General features: G+C 42.4%; 22 protein-coding genes. 20 read left to right on the forward strand and 2 right to left on the reverse strand.

Features of this window, described 5'->3' with window-relative positions; all coding sequences use genetic code 11:
* Nucleotides 1-298: 298 nt before the first annotated feature.
* The 9 genes from RJP21_RS22880 (at nt 299) to RJP21_RS22920 (ending at nt 6915) form a co-directional block, all read left to right on the forward strand.
* Entirely contained in the window at nt 299-775 is a 477-nt protein-coding gene (locus RJP21_RS22880; protein ID WP_310861363.1) for a GNAT family N-acetyltransferase, read from the forward strand.
* A gap of 89 nt (nt 776-864) precedes the next feature.
* The gene (locus RJP21_RS22885; RefSeq protein WP_310861364.1) at nt 865-1287 is read left to right on the forward strand and encodes a GNAT family N-acetyltransferase; all 423 of its coding nucleotides are present in this window, start codon (nt 865-867) and stop codon (nt 1285-1287) included.
* Between the two features lie 329 nt (nt 1288-1616).
* Entirely contained in the window at nt 1617-2795 is a 1179-nt protein-coding gene (locus tag RJP21_RS22890) for an alanyl-tRNA editing protein (RefSeq protein ID WP_310861365.1), read from the forward strand.
* 101 nt (nt 2796-2896) lie between these two features.
* A complete protein-coding gene (locus tag RJP21_RS22895; RefSeq protein ID WP_310861366.1) occupies nt 2897-3451 on the forward strand; it encodes a hypothetical protein in 555 nt (184 codons plus the stop codon).
* A gap of 67 nt (nt 3452-3518) precedes the next feature.
* Nucleotides 3519-3899: a hypothetical protein gene (locus RJP21_RS22900; RefSeq protein WP_310861367.1), complete on the forward strand. Its 381-nt coding sequence runs from the start codon at nt 3519-3521 to the stop codon at nt 3897-3899.
* A gap of 99 nt (nt 3900-3998) precedes the next feature.
* Nucleotides 3999-4865 (forward strand): GNAT family N-acetyltransferase, encoded by an 867-nt coding sequence (locus RJP21_RS22905; RefSeq protein WP_310861368.1) that lies wholly within the window; start codon nt 3999-4001, stop codon nt 4863-4865.
* Between the two features lie 41 nt (nt 4866-4906).
* The gene (locus RJP21_RS22910) at nt 4907-5650 is read left to right on the forward strand and encodes a GNAT family N-acetyltransferase (RefSeq protein WP_310861369.1); all 744 of its coding nucleotides are present in this window, start codon (nt 4907-4909) and stop codon (nt 5648-5650) included.
* Nucleotides 5651-5722: 72 nt separating this feature from the next.
* Nucleotides 5723-6256: a DNA topology modulation protein gene (locus RJP21_RS22915; protein WP_310861370.1), complete on the forward strand. Its 534-nt coding sequence runs from the start codon at nt 5723-5725 to the stop codon at nt 6254-6256.
* A 14-nt stretch (nt 6257-6270) separates the two neighbouring features.
* On the forward strand, nt 6271-6915 hold the full coding sequence (locus RJP21_RS22920; RefSeq protein ID WP_310861371.1) for an HAD family hydrolase: 645 nt from the start codon (nt 6271-6273) through the stop codon (nt 6913-6915).
* Between the two features lie 140 nt (nt 6916-7055).
* Here RJP21_RS22920 and RJP21_RS22925 read toward each other — a convergent pair whose 3' ends face one another.
* A complete protein-coding gene (locus RJP21_RS22925) occupies nt 7056-8984 on the reverse strand; it encodes a PAS domain S-box protein (protein WP_310861372.1) in 1929 nt (642 codons plus the stop codon).
* A gap of 340 nt (nt 8985-9324) precedes the next feature.
* On the opposite strand from RJP21_RS22925, the gene RJP21_RS22930 reads away from it, so the two are divergent.
* From RJP21_RS22930 to RJP21_RS22980, 10 genes are all read left to right on the forward strand, one after another.
* Nucleotides 9325-9660, forward strand: coding sequence for a hypothetical protein (locus tag RJP21_RS22930; RefSeq protein ID WP_310861373.1), 336 nt, complete (start codon nt 9325-9327; stop codon nt 9658-9660).
* Between the two features lie 175 nt (nt 9661-9835).
* A complete protein-coding gene (locus RJP21_RS22935; protein ID WP_310861374.1) occupies nt 9836-10105 on the forward strand; it encodes a hypothetical protein in 270 nt (89 codons plus the stop codon).
* Between the two features lie 32 nt (nt 10106-10137).
* Complete coding sequence (locus tag RJP21_RS22940; protein WP_310861375.1) at nt 10138-10371, forward strand: hypothetical protein; 234 nt, start codon at nt 10138-10140, stop codon at nt 10369-10371.
* 133 nt (nt 10372-10504) lie between these two features.
* Nucleotides 10505-11077, forward strand: a complete 573-nt coding sequence (locus tag RJP21_RS22945) for a YcxB family protein (RefSeq protein ID WP_310861376.1) — start codon at nt 10505-10507, stop codon at nt 11075-11077.
* A gap of 236 nt (nt 11078-11313) precedes the next feature.
* Nucleotides 11314-12159 (forward strand): MBL fold metallo-hydrolase, encoded by an 846-nt coding sequence (locus RJP21_RS22950; RefSeq protein ID WP_310861377.1) that lies wholly within the window; start codon nt 11314-11316, stop codon nt 12157-12159.
* 207 nt (nt 12160-12366) lie between these two features.
* Nucleotides 12367-13431: a nucleoside-triphosphatase gene (locus RJP21_RS31335; protein ID WP_397386264.1), complete on the forward strand. Its 1065-nt coding sequence runs from the start codon at nt 12367-12369 to the stop codon at nt 13429-13431.
* A gap of 24 nt (nt 13432-13455) precedes the next feature.
* Entirely contained in the window at nt 13456-14271 is an 816-nt protein-coding gene (locus tag RJP21_RS22965) for a GNAT family N-acetyltransferase (RefSeq protein ID WP_310861378.1), read from the forward strand.
* A gap of 125 nt (nt 14272-14396) precedes the next feature.
* Nucleotides 14397-15182 carry a P-loop NTPase family protein gene (locus tag RJP21_RS22970; protein WP_310861379.1) on the forward strand — a complete coding sequence of 262 codons (786 nt, stop codon included), beginning with the start codon at nt 14397-14399 and terminating at the stop codon, nt 15180-15182.
* A gap of 67 nt (nt 15183-15249) precedes the next feature.
* Nucleotides 15250-15990, forward strand: a complete 741-nt coding sequence (locus RJP21_RS22975; RefSeq protein ID WP_310861380.1) for a class I SAM-dependent methyltransferase — start codon at nt 15250-15252, stop codon at nt 15988-15990.
* 263 nt (nt 15991-16253) lie between these two features.
* Nucleotides 16254-16865, forward strand: a complete 612-nt coding sequence (locus tag RJP21_RS22980; protein ID WP_310861381.1) for a hypothetical protein — start codon at nt 16254-16256, stop codon at nt 16863-16865.
* Between the two features lie 63 nt (nt 16866-16928).
* Here the strand turns inward: RJP21_RS22980 and RJP21_RS22985 are convergent, their stop codons facing one another.
* Entirely contained in the window at nt 16929-17819 is an 891-nt protein-coding gene (locus RJP21_RS22985) for a LysR family transcriptional regulator (protein ID WP_310861382.1), read from the reverse strand.
* Nucleotides 17820-17957: 138 nt separating this feature from the next.
* Here RJP21_RS22985 and RJP21_RS22990 point away from each other — a divergent pair, with 138 nt between their 5' ends.
* Nucleotides 17958-18704 carry an acetoacetate decarboxylase gene (locus RJP21_RS22990; RefSeq protein ID WP_397386269.1) on the forward strand — a complete coding sequence of 249 codons (747 nt, stop codon included), beginning with the start codon at nt 17958-17960 and terminating at the stop codon, nt 18702-18704.
* Nucleotides 18705-18714 lie beyond the last annotated feature (10 nt).

Consider the following 18714-nt stretch of genomic DNA (forward strand, 5'->3'; position numbering starts at 1 on the left):
GATTTATATAGGCATATATTAATAAATTATTATTATTTTTTTATGAAAATATTTATACTTGAAAATTGTAATTATAATTACTCCCCCCAATAGGATGGTTTATATGGTCTTTCAAGTTGTTTAGTATCTTTATGACTCAACTTTTTAATTATTGATTATAATTTCATAATCATATAACTCTCCAGATTCAACGAGATTATCTATATTTCCCTCCCTTGTTTTTGATCAAACCAGACTTTCTATGCATTATTATTTGAAGAAAGATATAAGCAATTTTCATTAATGAGGGGTGACAACGATGGAAGTGGTTGTTTCAAAAGCTTCTCAAAGCGACAGAGAACTATTGGAGAATTTATTACAGCTGTACATCTATGATTTCACGGAATTTACAAACCAACCGATCCCCTTGAACGGTTTATATAAAATCATGCCGGATTTTGAATCATATTGGATTGAGGGGCAGAGCCATCCATATATTATAAAAGCGAATGGTGAGATAGCAGGTTTTATTTTGACCAAGGAAATTGATGAGGGTAGAAAATACAACTATTTAGCTCACTTTTTTGTCCTGCGTAAATTTCGGGGAATGGGAATCGGAAAAAGAGCTGCTGAACAAATATTCCGGAAGTCCAAGGGAGAGTGGGAGCTAAATCAGCTATTAAAGAACGTACCGGCACAGAAGTTCTGGGATAAGGTTATAGAAGACGTATCTAAGGGCGAAGTAAAAATACGAATTGAAAATGGGAAGAGGTATCAAACCTTTATTTGTAAGTAACTCCTATTGGAGCCTTACTCCTCTCAAATTCGTGAATACGGAATCGTTTATATAAAATCTGTGAAAGCAATATTAATGGAGGTACTCATATGGAGGTTTCATTTAAAAATTACCTGATCTCAGATGATCGTTTCAAGATCAATCGGGAAATTGTTTTAGATTTTTTAAGTAAAAGCTACTGGGCAAAAAACAGAGCTCCAGAGCGTATTTTAAAATCAATTGAAACTTCTCATTGCTATGGTGTTTATTGCGAAGATGATCAAATTGGATTTGCTAGAGTCATCACAGATGAAGCAACATTTTATTATATTTGCGATGTATTTGTTTTGGAGGAATATCGTGGTCAAGGCATAGGCAAAAAGCTTATTGAAACCATTGTACATTCTGAACGATACGAATGGATGACTGGACTATTAGGGACAGCAGATGCACATGGATTGTATGAACAATATGGTTTCGGAAAAGATCCAGAACGGTTTATGAGAAGACCACCTCAAAGCAGAATGAAATAATTTCTTATTCGAGATGTGCGGATTTTTATGTAACTTATCGGAGATGGCAGCAACAAAATTACAAAGAATCATCGCGAGGTGTAGTAATACTAACAGTCCATAAGCCGTAATGGGACACCGTTAGATGCACCAAGAAAATACAGCATTCGTTCAATCATCGGTACGCTGGAGCGCGTCGTCACGTCGTAAAGACCTATCATAAAAACCATGCTGTTCGGATCGCTGGCAGGCGGTCTTTTTTCTTCTTCAGGGAACTTGGCGTTGTAGGGTGTTTTTGTAGTAAGCTGAAACTAAAGTAAATTTAACCTGAAACAGTGAGGATACGAAAAATGACGAAAAAGCTTTATTACGAATCCGCTTATATCCGGGATTGGGAGACACGAATCACGAGCAAATTGGAGCGGGAGGACGGAATATATTTGGTGCTGGAGGAGACGGCCTTTTATCCGCACGGCGGGGGGCAGCCTTGTGACTTGGGGTGGATCGATGCCATTCCGGTGCTTGATGTCGTTCAGGAGGAAGGAGAAATTTTGCATAAGGTCGAGCGTTTTCCTGAAAAAGATGTGGTTGGCTGCCGATTGGATTGGGAGAGAAGGTTCGACCATATGCAGCATCACAGCGGCCAGCATTTGCTGTCGGCCATGTGTTTGGAGGCATGCAAGGCGGAAACGCTCAGTTTCCACTTGGGACAGGATTACGCCACCATTGATGTGGCCCGTACCGATCTGCCTCAGGACGAGCTGATGATGCTGGAATTGGAAGTGAATGATCAGATTTATCTCAACCGGAAGGTAACGAATTATTTTGTGAACCGGGAGCAAGCTGCCGTCCTGCCGTTGGTAAAGCAGCCGAAGGTAACCGAAAATATCCGGATCGTTGAAATCGAAGGGATCGAATACAACGCCTGCGGCGGCACGCATGTCTCTGCAACGGGTGAAATCGGAATGATCAAACTGCTGAGAGTAGAGAAGCAGAAGGGACATATGCGCCTTTATTTTAAATGCGGCTATCGTGCGCTCAAAGAGTTTAATGCCGGCATGGAGATTCTCGGCAGTTTGTCGGCCCGTTTTAATACCGGAAAGGAAGAGATATTGGACCGGATTGCAAAATGGGATCAGGAGCAGAAGCAGCTCCAAGCTGAACTGAACGCCGTGAAGGCCGAAAATGACACGTACTTGGCCGAAAAGCTGTTGGCAGACCGTCAGGGCAGCCTGATCAAGCATGTCTTTGCGGACAAGCCGCTGAAGGATTTGCAAAACCTGGCGTCTAAGCTCACCGACCAAGCCGATGTGACCGTGCTCTTTGTGTCCGAAGGAGAAAGTAAGGTACTCCTTGCCCAAGGAGGAAAGAGCGAATTCGCCTGCGGTGCATTTTTTAAGCAGCATCTGGCTGATTATCGCGGTAAAGGTGGGGGCAGCGACAAGATGGCACAGGCCGGTTTTGCCACCGGGGAAGACGCCATGGCATTTTACCATTTTACTGCCCAGTCGCTTTCGGCGCATGAATAAGGCAGTCGGCCACATTAATTAGGTCGATAGAATAGACCGTTATCTTAGCGAGGGAGGTCTATTTCTTTTTCATGCAGAATAGTGTGTTAAGGGTTCTATGCATGAACAAAGAGATTACATATACAGCGGATAACAACATATTTGCAGATCGATTCTGTCGAAGAATACAATATGTAAAAATGATTTACCGATCCTTGAAACCAACAGGATTATTTGGAATTGCATGCTTTAGACCGGATTTTGGAGATCAAGGTGCGCCAGTACGTGAGATGTCAGATTGGGATGTTTATGAGGAAAGCACGATGAACACTATTATCAATTATAAGTTGAATACTGTAGAAGAGGAACATTCAAGTGAGATTAATAAATGGTTAGCGAACGCGAGAGAAACCGGAGAAGAAGGACAATATTTTACCTATTCTTATTCTGACAATACTAAAGAAAATATGTACTTATATGTATATCGAAAAGGATATCGTAATTATGAAGTTTCATTTATATATGACCCAAGTGATTCAAATTACCCTGGAAAAATCCATGTAACTGGGATCAATAAAGATAAGGAAAATGATGATTTTGTACAAATCCAATCCATAAATGACCTTTCAATTCAAATCATATTGTCTGATGAAAGTTTAAAGAATAAATTGAAATAAAGAATACGAGAGGAAGATTTCATGGAACTATTGGTGGTCAGAATCCCGAACTAAGGAGTGAGAAAAAATGAAATCTCCAGGCGGTTCGATATTTCCTTATTATTATAAGGGCGGCGAAATCCATTGCCTAAAGTATGGGAACAAATATAAAGATGAAGAAAAGCTTTTTGAATTGATGAGACAAGAAGAAGAATTCATCATGAACACCAATAAGAAGCTGAAAATATGGGTTGATATGTATAAAACATCGATAACCGGTAATGTTCTTCAAGAGTTAATCAATAATCTGAACAATCTGGATGGCTATATTGAAAGATTATCGTTTGTCGGGTTATCTGGAATGAACCAATGGAGATTAAAAAGAAAAATTAAAAAAGCGGGAATGAATTATAAAATTTCATTTTATTCCGACCCTGAAGATGCAAAGACATGGTTGGTAAGTGAATGATTGTTTTGAGGAGCTATCTAAGGCCGGCTTGTGTCATGTTGCGGAAATATTAGCTGAAGCCTATTCAAGATAACAATTTGAATCTGTGAGGTACAACAAATGAAACCATATAGATTAGAACAGGCGGAAAAAAATTCATTTGCGGTTCATCAAGTGATATATTCTAACGCTGACCTTGAGATGTGGTATGACTGGAATGCTCGTTTGGATGATACGAAGTTTACGGAGCAATGTTTTTGGATCATGTGCGGCGATGATCGGATTGGTGGGGTGGTAAAGATTAATGACACGGTCATGTATCCTTTTATCATACCTCCTTTTTCGGATCGACAACATATGTGGAGAATCTTATTACAATGCTTCCCAGATATAAAACATATTAACGGAGTTCTGCAAGATGATGTAAATATACTGTTGTCCTTAGGTTTTAAAGTAAATGTCATTCGACAAGTCATGTGCTGTCCTGCGGGCGCAAGTAAGAAGCCAGTTCTTCCTAATGGATTGTCTCTTTATGTGTTGGACGATTCTTTGGACCTAACCAAAATCAAAGAGGTCATGAAGGAAGGATATCATGGAGCAATTGACTTCGAGATTTTTGGTGTTCCTACTGATGAAAAGATTATGGAGGATGTATCGTATCTTTTACAAGTTTACAAGCATAGGAATCTTTCGATTTATATCGTAAATGAACAGAACCAAGAAATCGCGGGACTTTGCATAGCCGGTATCAGTGAAAAAATGCCGTTAGCATTTGCCGAAATCGGTGAAATATGTGTCGCCCCTCAATATAGAAACAAGGGAATTGCAGACTTCATGCTAAACTACATCAAAGAAACGGCGAACCCCTATACAGAGGTTGTGAAATTATGCGTTACTGTAGGGAATTATGCGGAAATGCTTTATATAAAAGCAGGATTTCAGGCAGGTCCCAGATTTGCTAGAATGACTAGAAGATCAATGCAGTGACTTATGGCTCTTAATTCCGTATCTAAGAAAGGACACATCCCATGCTGACTTCAAAAGAAATGATACACATCGTACAATCGCAGCTTGCCATCGACCTCAATTGTACCATCGACGACTTGAACGGAGAAAAAGACAGCATTGTTTTTGTAGACGCAAAGGAAAATCCCGGACGCAGGCCGTATCCAAGAAAAGAGCGTTATTTTGAAATTTTGTCCATGGGCAAATCAATCGTCGTCACGGCTACACCGGAACGATTGGCTATCGCTAAAACGCATATGCAAGGCAAAGATCGGGACACGATATTCTCCTTGCCGTTTATTAAAGGACTCTACCTTCACTTCCTCCCTGATTTGGAGAAAATAAAGCCAATGACACCCCCGGATGGTTTTTCGTATGAAGTGGTTGAGAAGGATGAGGTATACAAGCTATTGGGGCTTGAAGGTTTTGAAAATGCTATCATTTCTGACATGAATCATCCCTATCAAACGGTATTGGTCGTGCTAGCCAAGCAAAATGATAAAGTTGTCGGACTGGCAGGGGCGAGCAATGTGAGCGCAAAGATGTGGCAGATGGGGATCGATGTGCTTCCTGAATATCGTCATTTGGGGTTGGCAACGTATCTTGTAAACCGCTTAACCTTTGAAATATTAAATCGTGGTTGTGTCCCGACCTATGATGTGATTTCAAGTAATATTGCCTCTCAAAGGGTGGCTTACCGGGTAGGATATTATCCGGCGTTTGTGACGGATTGGCGATGTGATTTTAGGGATTACGAATCCCAGTGAAATGAAGCTGGTTGGGATGGGCTGTCACCCGGATTGTGGTATATTGGTGTAAAAAAATTAAAGGTGCAATACATGAAGAAAATAACGATTATCGGTTCGGGCGGTTCAGGCAAGTCGACGCTGGCAAGCGAATTAGGAAAAATATTAGGACTCCCAGTGTACCATCTTGATGCTCTTCATTGGAAAACAGGATGGAATCCTACTCCGAAAAAAGAGTGGGATCAGCTTATGGAGGAATTAGTAGCAAGAAATGAATGGATTATCGATGGGAATTATGGAAGATCCATGGATGTGCGATTGCAGGCATCGGACACGATTATTTACCTTGATTATCCTACTTACTTAAGCCTATTCCGTGGAATTAAAAGAAGCATGCAATATTATGGAAAGACACGCCCGGATATGGGAGAAGGATGTACGGAAAGAATCGATTTTCAATTTTTTAAATGGATTTTGCATTATCGACGGGATCAAAGGCCGGACATTCTGAAAAAGTTGAACGTGTTACAAGACAAGAAAAATATTCATATATTTGCATCACCCAAGCAATTAAAGAATTTTCTCAAGCAGCTTAATGAAGGCACCGCCGGCAAAACCACTGTATAAGAGAGGAATCAGAAATGAATAAGATTAAAGGCATCATTTTTGACATGGATAACACATTGTTGAAATCAAGAATCGACTTTAAGGCCATGAAAAATGAGACGTTTCACTTTCTGGTTTCCCGTGGAATTGTCTCCCAAGAACTGGATATAACAAACCATACCACTTCCACCATCATTGAAGAAGCGATGAAAACCCATTTGATGACAGAGAAGCTGCAATCCGAAATGTGGGAGATACCGAAAAGATTTGAAATGGATGGAATGAAGGACGCTGAATTGGAGGCCGGAGTTGTTGAAATCCTCGAAGAACTGAAGGGTGGATACCAAATGGCTGTTGTTACGAATAACTCGGTTTTAGCCGCAGAAATAGCGCTCAAAGATCATGATATATTGGACTTTTTTGATTTTGTGGTTGGGAGAGAACAAATGAAGTCACTAAAACCATCCCCGGATGGGTTTGAATATATTTTGGATCGGTGCAGCGATATTTTTGCAGAAGAATGGATTTCTGTGGGAGACTCATGGATCGACGGGAAAGCCTCATCAGCCGCTGGAATGAGGTTCATTTCATATCAAGGAGATCTTGAAAAGATGAACAGAATGGGCGTACATCCTTACGCATCGATTAACGATATTAGGGAATTGAAGGGATTAGTCTAGTCATCTCAAGGAAGGCGCACTTCAAACACCAAGCGCAGCAAAAGACCGGTCATAGAGCTTTCATCCCCGACCGATCTTTTTGTTGCCGCTTTTCTCCATTCACTTCACCTGCGCTCGAATTGCTTTTGACAAAGCTTCCTTTATCGGGTCTTCAATTCCCGCTCCCGTATGACACGTTCCAGTACGGCAAGCACGGGCTGGCTTTTGACGGGTTTACTGATATAATCGTCCATCCCCGCTGTAAGGCAGATATCCCGGTCTTCCTTCAGAGCATTGGCGGTGACGGCCACGATCATTGGGCATTTGTCCTTTGGCAAGCAGGCCCTCAGCTTCCGGGTGGCTTCCAGGCCGTTTAACCCCGGCATTTGAACATCCATAAACACCACGTCGTAGGACGACTGCTCTACCGTCCGAAGCACGTCATGACCGTTCGTGACGACGGTGACCGTATGTCCCTGCTTCTCCAACATTTTCCGCAGAACGATCTGGTTAATCTCATTATCTTCCGCAATCAAAATGTTCAGCGGGTCGGCATCCGATTGATGTTGGTCTTTGCAGTCTTTCGGATTGCGGGGCTGATCATATTTCCTTAGCAGAACCGTAAAGACAAATGTCGTACCCGGCCCTTCTTTTTTCTCCACCCAAATGCTCCCGCCCATCACGTTTACCAGCTTTTTGCTGATGGCCAGCCCCAGGCCTGTTCCTTCATAGTTGCGGGTCATAAAGTTGTCCACCTGGGAAAACGGCTCAAAGATCGCTTCCAGCTTGTTGTCCGGTATACCGATCCCTGTATCGGAAACCTTGAACTCCAGGTCAACAAGGTCTCCTTCCTCGTACAGCTTTCTTGCGCTGACCGTAATTCCGCCGTGAAGGGTGAACTTGACCGCGTTGCCCACCAGATTCATCAGCACCTGCTTCAGCCGTTTGGAATCGCCATAAAGCAATTCAGGAATGTCTTCGTCCACCGAAAAGGACATTTCCAGCTGCTTGGCGCTGGCTTTGGCCGACAGCACATCCAAGGTTTCCTGAATGCACAGCTTCACATCAAGCTCATCCTCCTGAAGCTCCGTCATGCCAGCCTCGACTTTGGAGAAGTCGAGAATATCGTTGATGATCGCCAGCAGCGTTTCACCGCTTTTGCGGATAATCTCGATATATTCCTTCTGTTCATCGTCCAGCTCGGTCGTCGTCTCCAAAAGGTCCGTCATACCGATGACTCCGTTCATCGGTGTGCGGATTTCATGGCTCATCATCGCCAGAAATTCGCTTTTGGCTTTGTTCGTATTTTCGGCCAGCTCTTTTGCCATGATCAGCTGTCTTTGCTCGGTAAAATCCTTGGCGATGATATAGAAGCCTACGTTTTTGTTGTTGATAATAATCGGAGCCAGCGTCGTAATGACCTCAACCATATGGCCGTCTTTATGCCGGATCGTGTTGATCTCCTGCTCAATGGCAGGGTTATCCAAGGCCTCCCGCAGAACCCGCTGCAGATTGCGCTCCCCGATAAACCGGGCAATGCTTTTGCCCGCCATTTCGCTGACATGGCAGCCCGTCATTTGCTCCGCCCGGGTGTTGGCATTCAGAATATTTCCGTTCAGATCGAGTGAAATGATTGCATCATGGTTATATCTTTTTAAGGACGTATACCGTTCGACGGTTTCCTGCAGCTTTTGTTCGGCCGCTTTATTTTGGGAAATGTCATTCACCGTCACGATGTAATATTGGGGAGTTCCGGCCTTATCGGGCATAAGGGAAATATGGATGGATGCCCATACGATCTGACCGTCCTTTCGAATATAGCGGCCTTCGATTTCAATTTCGTTCTGTTCCGGGTAATTTTGCAGCAGCGTCTTGAGTTGACTGATATTTCGCTGCCGATCGTCAGGATAAATCAGCTTGTCAAAGCGCTTTTTTTTCAGTTCCTCCACAGAATACCCAAGGATTCGGGTGAGCGCCGGATTCGCTTTGACCCATATTCCCTTGCGGGTAATCATGGCAATGCCAAAAGGAGCATGGGCGTACACATGCTGCAAATAGGAGTACTCATCATCGATTTGTATTCTTTCCATTTTGCGCCTCCATCGCGAGAATATACAGCTTCTGCTTGCAGCTTTACTTAAAGGGTGTTGTATGTGATAGGGAACGTAACCCCGCATTTACGGTCAAAAAAGCATAGTCATAATTATAAAGTAGATTAAACAATTGTGACAATTTTGAAACTCTTTAATCCGATTATAGCGCAAAAAGACGGATTTTTAGACATCGGGCAGAATTGGATATTTTATGAAAAAGATTTCTGCGGGAAAAAGAATATGCTGGTCAAAAGATTCAAAAAAAAATAGGGGATTTGGTACGTGGTGGAGAACTACAATATAGTGAAAATGATTAAAATTTAGATAAAGGAGATTTATGAAGTACAAAATCTATAAAGACGTTTCAAAAAACAAGATAAAAAATTATATCCCTCCAGGATATTTGAGCAGTTTGCCTGCATCATGGCCCGATCAGCTTACGATGATTGTTTTTAAGACCGGCAGAAACGATGTTGTTTTATCGAATACGGTAGCGGACGCTTTAATGGATAAAAAAATGATGGGTCAAGAAAATCTTATTGCCTTCGGCGGTTGCTTTACCATTGAATCCATCCAGCTGTTTAGGGATAAAGAAATCGAGTATGTGGCTTTAAAAGAATTTCCATGGACGGATGAAAGATACAAACAAATTAGAATGAATAGCGGAGGCTAAGTGACTCAGGGAGAAACAGGGATATTTAAAGCGAGGAAAGATTTCCTCTATACATGAAGCATAGCGACAAAATGATTGATTGCTCGAATAAGGATATTGAACCGTGTGTCAGGGAAATGATCGGGTGCATACAAGAATTGTGACTTAACCAAAAATCGATGGGAGAACACATGAAATGTATTTTATAATCGGCATCATTCTAAGCGTCCTCATTTATTTCGTTCTGACAATCCTATTTGGCGGCATTGGCGGATTGATTTTTTTACTGATTTTAACCGGCATCATCGGATATCTGTATGGCGAGATTCAAAAATTAAACGAAAGACTGCAAAAGATCGAAAAGCTTAATGGAATAGACGACTCCAAGGATTTTCATGTAAGCGATGAAGAAATCGAAAAAGAGTTGGAGCAATATGCAGACTCCGGAGAGAATAAAAACGAATAGGTCATAATCATGTAAGCGAAAGGAGGCGGCTTATGAAAAGAGGGATCATTTCGGTATTCATTTCCTTGGTTATGATTGCCTTAGCGACATACAGATTATGGTCATTGGATCAACCTAAAGTCGGTCCTGTGGGAGATGGGGAAATTCCTCAATTTGCTTATACTTCCATGTATGTAGCACTTGCTGCAGGCATCGTTTGTTTAGTCCTTGGGGTTGTCAGAATTATTATTGAATATAAGAACAAAGGGGAAGGTAGGGAAAACTAATCCCCAGGTTTATCAAAAATGGGAGGTTATCTGAATTCCCGAAAAAACGATTTAAACCAAACCGTACGTTTCCATGATGAAGATGATGTTATAAAATGTAAATTATGCAATACTTCAAAAAGGAATGATGATTTTGACTAGAAAAGAACTAATAATCAAAGCTAAATTATCAAGCAATGATATATTTATTTTTCAAATTACATATTTAATTCGACAATGGTATGCATGGTTGCTTATACTTACGTTTCTTATCTCGATTGGAAATATTGCGTATCGGTTAAGTGTAGGTGAACTTTCAGAAGTACCGCCTCAATCTTGGTTTTTCAGCTTGGTTATGTTATTTTTCCTTTTTCTTTTAATCTCAAGCTCGAAGAAAAGTGCTAAAAATAAAATTGTTAATGAAGAAAAGACTTATAGAATATCTGAAGAGTATTTCATGATGGAGACGGAATCAACAACTCAAAGGGTGTTTTGGAGAGATTTTGTGAAATACATTTTAACGGAAAGATTTGTATATTTATTTGTGTCTAATAACTCAGCTCATCTTGTGCCCTTAAATGCACTTTCTAATGATGAGAAGAATTTTTTAATTCAAATTATTCAATCTAGAGTAAAAACACAACAGAGAAGCTCGTTTTCTACGGTAGTGATTTGTCTAGTTTTGTTGTTGCTTACCATTGGGCTCGTACAATATTTTAATAATTGATGCTCGTGCTTCACTTCAAATAACTCGTGGAGTACGTGAATTTCGGCCCTTGAAGGGTCGATCGAATGAAATGTTATCGGCAAGCGCATGAAGAAATAAATGATAGTTAAATACACGGGAGGCGATTCCATTGGTAACAAAATAAAATGAGAAAATCGATATGCGAACCCGAGCCCCAAATTAGCATGCAGATTTTCTCTTAGCCGTTGCAAATAAAATATAGAGGAGAATTTGACATGCTAAATAAAATAAGTGAATCGATCTATTACTTGCCGAACCAAAACGATAAGGAAAGACCGACGCTAGGACTCGTTTGCGGAGACAAATACAGCCTGGTTATCGATGGCGGGAATTCGGTTCAGCACGCACGGGACTTCTTGCATGAAATCGGGAAATTAAACGTACCTCCGATAAAATATTTGGCCATTACGCATGCGCATTGGGACCATTTTCTAGGGATGAACGAATTTGAAGCTGCGATTATCGTGAATACCCGAACGAATGAAATCATTCAGGAATGGCGCAGCTTTTCGTTTGACGATCGTTCCCTCAAGGAATATGCGGATGCCAAGAAGATGGATTCGCTATGTGTGGAGACCATCAGGAGCGAAATACCGGATGGAAACAAATTCCAGTTAACTTCGCCGGATATCATTTTTGAGGGATCTCTTCATATCGACTTGGGAAATAAAGTTTGTGTTCTTGAAACCATTCGAAGCACGCATACGGATGACTCAACCATCGCATATATTCCGGATGAAAAAGTCCTTTTTCTGGGGGATAGTGCATATGGCACAACGAAAAATTCCTTGTATCATTTTAAGCAATCCCTGTTATTGCCAATGATCGAGGATATTCGGAAATATGATGCGATTCACTTCCTGCTGGGCCATGAATCTATTTGTGACATAGAGGAGATGGATCTGTATTGGAAAGAGCTCATCTCAACGAGCAATGCCGTAACATCCGCATCTTTAGAGAGTTCAATAGAGGTTTTTGAAAGGGAACACAACCGAAAACCCAATGAAAATGAACTTTTTTTCTTAAAGGCATTCGTGAATGATCAGATATTAAAATCGTAATGCGAACAAGCGGAAAGATCAAAAGAGGCAGCTGACAATATGTATTAGACAGAATTCATTTGTGAGTTAAACTGTGAGGATATAATCATCGAAGAATGCTCAGAGCAGCAAATGGCCCAGCTTAAGATAAGGTTATCTCAGGCTGGGTCGATTTTTTTATTTTTGCAAGAAGGGTTTCAAATATGAAGAGACGGGCGGTGTTTCACAATGGAACAAGCAAAACATATGATTGCCGTTTCAGCAGTCGTTAAGAATGAGGAAGGACATATTTTAATGGTTCGAACCCATCTGCGTTCAGACACCTGGGAATTGCCCGGAGGGTTCGTGGAAGCCGGCGAGCCGTTGGATATAGCGGTGTGTCGGGAGTTTCTGGAGGAAACAGGAGTTCATATCCGCCCTTTAGGCATATCCGGGGTCTACTATAATGAAAGGCTTCATGTTTTGTCCGTCGTTTTTAATGCGGAGTATGTCAGCGGCGAAATAACCATTCAACCCGAAGAAATTCGGGAAGCAAGATATGTGAACCTGGATGAAGGAAATATGGACGAATACATCACAAGGCCGCAACTAAAGTCGCGCATACGGGATGCGATGAATTCAACACACTCGACTCCGTATGAAACATGGGATTTAAATGCACCGAACTTTAAGCTGATGTCCAGATTAGACGGGGAACATAACCATTCCAAAAATGTGTTTTTACTGACGGGCAAGCCCAGAATGGGCAAATCAACGATGGTCAAAAAGCTTATAGGCGACGTGGGAGCGGAACATTGCAGCGGATTTTATACAGAGGAAATAACAAATGCGGGAGATCGGGTAGGATTTAGATGCGTGTCCGTGAATGGAGAAAGCGTAGAAATCGCGAACGTAGAAAACCCCAGCCAAACGCGAATTGGAAGATACGGAGTCGATATCGAAACTTTCGAACATTTTGCGGTTAAAGTACTGCAAGACGCTTTGTCTTCCAAGAAAATCATCGTCATTGATGAAATTGGGTTTATGCAGATGTTATCCGCTTCTTTCCAAAATATCGTACAGGAGATTGTTTCGTCGAACGAACATATTGTTCTCGGGACCGTTCCTGTAGACAGCCATCCCGAAATCGATAAAATCAAATATTCAAAGCATGCAAAGATCATTGGTTTGAATGAGTTTAACCGTGATGTGGTGGCGGAGTTTTTGACGGAGAATATTTTGAAAAGAAAGCTTTTAGTTGAAAACGAGATGAAAGACCGAGTAGGGCTCTTAGACACTAAACATACGAGGTAATACCTCGTACCAGGAGAGTAAAAAATGATATCAGAACTTAATATACAGGACTTCTATAAAATATGGCATATCACGGATCAGTGTCGGAACGTCGAAGTAAGGGCGATCATTAATGGGAATAACCCGGGCAGAGTTTATGTGGATGATTCAACGGAACCAACAGCCGCATTGATTTGGATCCAGGGCCAAAAAGGTTTTCAGATTGTCGGCAATGTGCAGAGCCAATCTTTTCTAGCGGATTTAGAAGGATACATGAGGCAACATATCGAACCCAAACTAAAGAAGTTAAATATTCATTCGGTTGAGATTGGTGCGGAGATGAATATTGGGGTTGAAGCGATACCGCGAATATTTCAAAGCCACAGCATTTCAAGCGATCATCAACATGTGTTTAGATTAACGGGGAGTTCAAAGCCCATTGTAGCTGTAGATCATGGAATAACGGTTCGAAGGATCGATAGGGATTTATGGGGTTCAAGACGGCTTACCAACCATTCGTTTTTAGAAAAAAAGATATTGCATTTTTGGGATTCGATGGATTCCTTCTTGCATCATGGATTCGGGTACTTGGCCGAATACAATAATACCATGGTAAGTATATGTTTTTCTGGATTTGTTGCCGATCAAACGCATGCCATCGATATAGAAACCTTGGAAGGGCACAGAAGAAGAAATTATGGCGCAGCCGTTGCCGGCGCTTTTGTATGGGAGTGCATGCAAAACGGAGTTCACCCCTACTGGGATTGTAGCCCAGAGAATACCGGATCCATTCAACTAGCAAAATCCATTGGAATGTCTCCTTATTTTGACTATCAGATCTTCTGGTACAATCTATCCTAAAGTCATGGTTAATCATAAATCGAAGAGAACCTGCAGACCACCCCGCCCCAAGATAGGACCTATCCAAGGCCGGGTTGTGTCTTTTAGATATCCAAGTGTCGCTGCAAACGTTAGGAGGACATATTTTGACCGCTGCAAAATTGATTCTATTCGAAGGCATTCCCGGATCGGGGAAAACCACTACTTCTCAGCTGCTTCATGCCCATTTTAAGGAACATGGAACGGATTCCATCGTTTTTGTGGAAGGCAGCGAACATCCGATCGACTTGCCGTTTTACGCTTATCAGTCTATGGATGAGTTTGAGCAGATGCTTTCAAAATATCCGCTGCATGCAGGCTGGCTAAAGCAAAAGTCCATTATGGAAGACGCATACGCACTCACGCCGTACCAGTCGCTTGAACCGGATCCCCGGGATGATACGCTGCTGAAATACTTGCGCGCAAAAGAATTTTGTTATGCCGATCATCCCGTTGTTCCGTTTGATACCTTTAAGCAAGTATTTTGCAGACGGTTTGAAAAATTTGCAGCGTCGGCGATGAAACAAGACACCGTTATTATTTTCGAGAGCGTCTTATTTCAGCACCAGATTCATGACATCCACAGGTTATACCCCGAGGTTGGCGAACCTGAAATCATTGACTATCTAAGCATGTTAGCCCGTATCATCAGACCGCTGAACCCGATGTTATTTTATTTATCCCAAAACAGCGTAAAAGATTCGCTGGAGCATACGTCCAAAATCCGTTCGAAACCGAAGTGGGCGGCCGAAGAAACCATTGCATATTATGTTCGCCGAAAAAGGCTGGAGCTGGACGCTATCAAGGAACTTCCGTTTTGTTCGGTCATTATTGATAACACGGATCGGGATTGGGGCCAGATGATGGCAACGATCTTACATACGCTTTCTTGAAAAATAAGACCGAGTCCGCAAACCGTCGGGAGAAACAACCATTCACCATTTGAGAGGGGCCATCCACTTGAACGAACAAAGCGAGCAAAACAAAAAAGCGTGGGAATATCGAGCCTATGAATTTTGGCATAAAAGAGACGGATCACCTGAAGAAAAAGCCATTCAAATCTTGGAAAATCCGCTGGCCAGCCTTAAAAAGCACAAACATCATTTCGAGCACATCGCAGGTCAAAAAGTGGCTAATCTCTGCGGATCTAATGGGAGAAAAGCGGTGCCGATAGCTTTATTGGGAGCAGAGGTCACCGTCTTCGATATTTCCGAGGAAAACCAAAAATATGCCTTGGAATTGGCCGCAGCTGCAAACACCTCCATGGATTATATCGTCACGGATATTTATGACATCGATTTGGACAAATACAGGGGATATTTTGACCTTCTCTATTTGGAGGGAGGGATTCTGCATTACTTTGGCGATCTCGGCAAGTTCATGTCCATCCTATATGAGTTATTAAAAGACGGAGGAAAAATGATTCTCAGCGATTTCCATCCGTTAAGAAGATGTTTGTTGAGCCAAGGAGAGATTGAATATTTTGATGCGGAATTAACAAGCGGTGACGTAGCGTACAAGGAATTCTTTGATGAGCAGGAACAGGCGGATTTTCCCGATGTCTCCGTCCGGCTGTATACGTTAAGTGATATTATGAATGCCGTTCTTGAAGCAGGTTTTACCTTGAAGAGGTTTGACGAACATCGCGGATGGAACAATGAAAATATCCCTTGGGAGTTTACGATTCTGGCGGATAAATAAGATCATGGGACCATATATGTTTCCTAAAAGAGGAGGTCATACCTTGGAATTCTCCCAATTTATTTTGATGTTTGTTCTGTTTTTATTTTTCGGCATATTCGTCGTAAAGCTTGGGATCGATAATTCTCAAACCAATAAGCTCACGAAAGACATCTTGCAAGAATTGAGAGAAATTAAGGAACTTTTGCGCGAACGTCCTCCGTATCATTAAAACGGGTGAAATTGCGAATACATAATATCATTTTTGTGAAGGAGATGAACACATGGGCTGGGGTGAAGTAAGAGAAATCCGATTTGAATATAATGAGGAGATCAAAGAAATCGATGAGCAAATGATTCGCTTGATTTCGACTCGCCGATCGCTGACAAAAGGCAAAAGATTTTTTCCAACAAATGAGCTCATAGCCGAATGGGCCAAAGCATTCGAAATGGATGAGTTAGAAATCCGGTTAATCCTCCATCATTTGCAGCCGCAGATCATGCGGCATTTTCCAAACGAACTCGGTGAGCTAAAGAATGTGATACCGATCATGAAAAAAACGGTTGTAGACTCTTGCGAGTATATGCTTACGCACGCCATGCAGCATGAAAATGTAAGCATCGTGCACGTGGAAATCAAGCTTTTGGATGAAGAAAAACGCAGTGAAGTTCATTTGAAGCCGAACCTTACGCTTGAAGTGATTAGCGATCAGCCATATTCCGTTCAAAGACATGGAAGCCGTGGAGGAGGCCATCATACGGAGATGGAATTTGCGATCTCTCCGCCGCTCCCTGAAACCCTTGAACATATTGAGTTTTCTTTAGTGCAAAGCGCCGTGTTTATGGAGCATCCAATCAAAGAGCTCATTTTGGATAGACAGGTTGATTTTGAATAAAAAACGTTAGACAGTGGAAGCCGGCAGCCGCCGGCTTTTATGCTGTTTCCGGCTATCGCCGCTTCAATACACCTTATACGTTCCATCGTTCTCTTTAAAATAGGAAATGATAAAATCACGGAACTCTGCCACGGCCGGAGACAACAAACGATCTTTGACCCATGACAACCTAACGGTATAGGTAGGGTCGATGTCCGCGATTTTGACGTAATGCAAATCGAGCGTCCTGCATGCCGAGATGGGAAGCAGCGCCACGCCTTGATCGAGTTTTATGATTTCCGCCAAAAGATGAGAATCCACCTCGAAATTGTTGCTTGGCGTGAAACCTGCCCTTTCGCAAAGGCTCGTCGTAAAACCACGATACTCCCCGTTGTTGGCCAAGGATATAAACGGTTCGTCGGCAACTTCGCTTAACGATATTTCGGATTGGCCCGCCAGCTTGTGGCTGGAGGGCAGAACCAGTACGATGTCTTCATCCACCAGCACGCAGCTTTCGATTTCTTCATCCGCGATGGGCAGACCGCCTGCGATGCCTAAATCGATAGCCCTCTTTTTCAAGCTGGTCATGATTTCGTTTCTTTCCCCGACTTCCTGCTGCATTTTCGTATCCGGATACCGGGTAATATATTCGCTGATCAATCCCGAGAGAAATCTCGGATTGGAAATCGATATCCTGATGGTCCGGTCACGTTCATGATCCTGCGACTGTATTTCCGTTTTTGCATTTTCAAGCTCGGTAAAAATTTTGTTCACATGTTTTAAAAGGATTTTTCCGGAGGGGCTTAACTCGATGTTCCTTCCTTTTCGGAGAAACAGGCTCGTGCCTAATTCGTCCTCCAGCCGCTTGATGGTCAGGCTTAAAGAAGGCTGGGCAATATTCAGTTGTTCCGCGGCCTTGGAAATATGCTCGGTATAGGCGACCGTCCGGAAATATTTTAATTGGAGCAGCTCCATGGATCTTTTTGCACCTCATTCATTTATTTTTATAAATGTATTTATATTTTATTATGTATTAGATTAAATGTAAAACCGCGATGTAAAATGGGGATAGGGATCGAACAGCAGGACAGCATAAATGCAAAAGGAAGGTGCATTCAGGTGAAAAAGGATGAAGTGGTGAAGCAGTTTACGACTCCGCTTGATGCGGGGGCGTTTCCTTTAGGCCCGTATCGTTTTTATCATCGCGAATATTTGAACATTTTATATAAAACGGATCTGGAAAAATTGAAAAAAATCGTTCCGGAACCGTTGGAGGTTATAGATCCGCTTGTCCGGTTCGAGATCATGAAAATGCCGGATGTGACCGGGCTTGGTTCGTACACGGAGTGCGGACAGGTCATACCGGTAAGCTTTGAAGGGGAGGAAGGCGATTATCTTCATGCCATGTATGTGGACAGCTTTCCGGCCATCGCATCCGGCAGGGAAATCGCAGCCTATCCTAAAAAGCTGGGCAAACCTAGCTTATATGTCGATTCCGATACCTTGGTTGGGCTTCTGGATTACGGCACGTTGAGAGTCGCTACAGCCACCATGGGTTATAAGCATTTTCCGCTGGATCATGCGGAGGCGCTTCAAGAAATCGTAAAACCGAATTATATGCTGAAAAAAATGCCGGGATACGACGGTTACCCAAGAATCTGCGAATTGGTCCGGAGCCAAATTACGGATATTCAAATCCTTGGCGCTTGGTCAGGCCCGGCCAGGTTGGAGCTATTCGCACATGCGCTTGCGCCGATGGCCGATTTGCCTGTGCTGGAGGTCGTGTCGGCTTCGCATATCGTAACCGAGCTGTCGTTGGCTTCTCCAACGGTTGTGTACGATTATTTGGCCGAAAAGTAAAAAGGGGGAT

Source organism: Paenibacillus sp. VCA1 (assembly GCF_031583795.1).
GTDB lineage: Bacteria > Bacillota > Bacilli > Paenibacillales > Paenibacillaceae > Paenibacillus_AQ > Paenibacillus_AQ albilobatus.

Excerpts from the sequence above, each read along its gene's own strand:
- RJP21_RS22880 (WP_310861363.1), top strand. The coding sequence starts at position 299 with ATGGAAGTGGTTGTTTCAAAAGCTTCTCAAAGCGACAGAGAACTATTG.
- RJP21_RS22885 (WP_310861364.1), top strand. The coding sequence starts at position 865 with ATGGAGGTTTCATTTAAAAATTACCTGATCTCAGATGATCGTTTCAAG.
- RJP21_RS22890 (WP_310861365.1), top strand. The coding sequence starts at position 1,617 with ATGACGAAAAAGCTTTATTACGAATCCGCTTATATCCGGGATTGGGAG.
- RJP21_RS22895 (WP_310861366.1), top strand. The coding sequence starts at position 2,897 with ATGAACAAAGAGATTACATATACAGCGGATAACAACATATTTGCAGAT.
- RJP21_RS22900 (WP_310861367.1), top strand. The coding sequence starts at position 3,519 with ATGAAATCTCCAGGCGGTTCGATATTTCCTTATTATTATAAGGGCGGC.
- RJP21_RS22905 (WP_310861368.1), top strand. The coding sequence starts at position 3,999 with ATGAAACCATATAGATTAGAACAGGCGGAAAAAAATTCATTTGCGGTT.
- RJP21_RS22910 (WP_310861369.1), top strand. The coding sequence starts at position 4,907 with ATGCTGACTTCAAAAGAAATGATACACATCGTACAATCGCAGCTTGCC.
- RJP21_RS22915 (WP_310861370.1), top strand. The coding sequence starts at position 5,723 with ATGAAGAAAATAACGATTATCGGTTCGGGCGGTTCAGGCAAGTCGACG.
- RJP21_RS22920 (WP_310861371.1), top strand. The coding sequence starts at position 6,271 with ATGAATAAGATTAAAGGCATCATTTTTGACATGGATAACACATTGTTG.
- RJP21_RS22925 (WP_310861372.1), bottom strand. The coding sequence starts at position 8,984 with ATGGAAAGAATACAAATCGATGATGAGTACTCCTATTTGCAGCATGTG.
- RJP21_RS22930 (WP_310861373.1), top strand. The coding sequence starts at position 9,325 with ATGAAGTACAAAATCTATAAAGACGTTTCAAAAAACAAGATAAAAAAT.
- RJP21_RS22935 (WP_310861374.1), top strand. The coding sequence starts at position 9,836 with ATGTATTTTATAATCGGCATCATTCTAAGCGTCCTCATTTATTTCGTT.
- RJP21_RS22940 (WP_310861375.1), top strand. The coding sequence starts at position 10,138 with ATGAAAAGAGGGATCATTTCGGTATTCATTTCCTTGGTTATGATTGCC.
- RJP21_RS22950 (WP_310861377.1), top strand. The coding sequence starts at position 11,314 with ATGCTAAATAAAATAAGTGAATCGATCTATTACTTGCCGAACCAAAAC.
- RJP21_RS31335 (WP_397386264.1), top strand. The coding sequence starts at position 12,367 with ATGGAACAAGCAAAACATATGATTGCCGTTTCAGCAGTCGTTAAGAAT.
- RJP21_RS22965 (WP_310861378.1), top strand. The coding sequence starts at position 13,456 with ATGATATCAGAACTTAATATACAGGACTTCTATAAAATATGGCATATC.
- RJP21_RS22980 (WP_310861381.1), top strand. The coding sequence starts at position 16,254 with ATGGGCTGGGGTGAAGTAAGAGAAATCCGATTTGAATATAATGAGGAG.
- RJP21_RS22985 (WP_310861382.1), bottom strand. The coding sequence starts at position 17,819 with ATGGAGCTGCTCCAATTAAAATATTTCCGGACGGTCGCCTATACCGAG.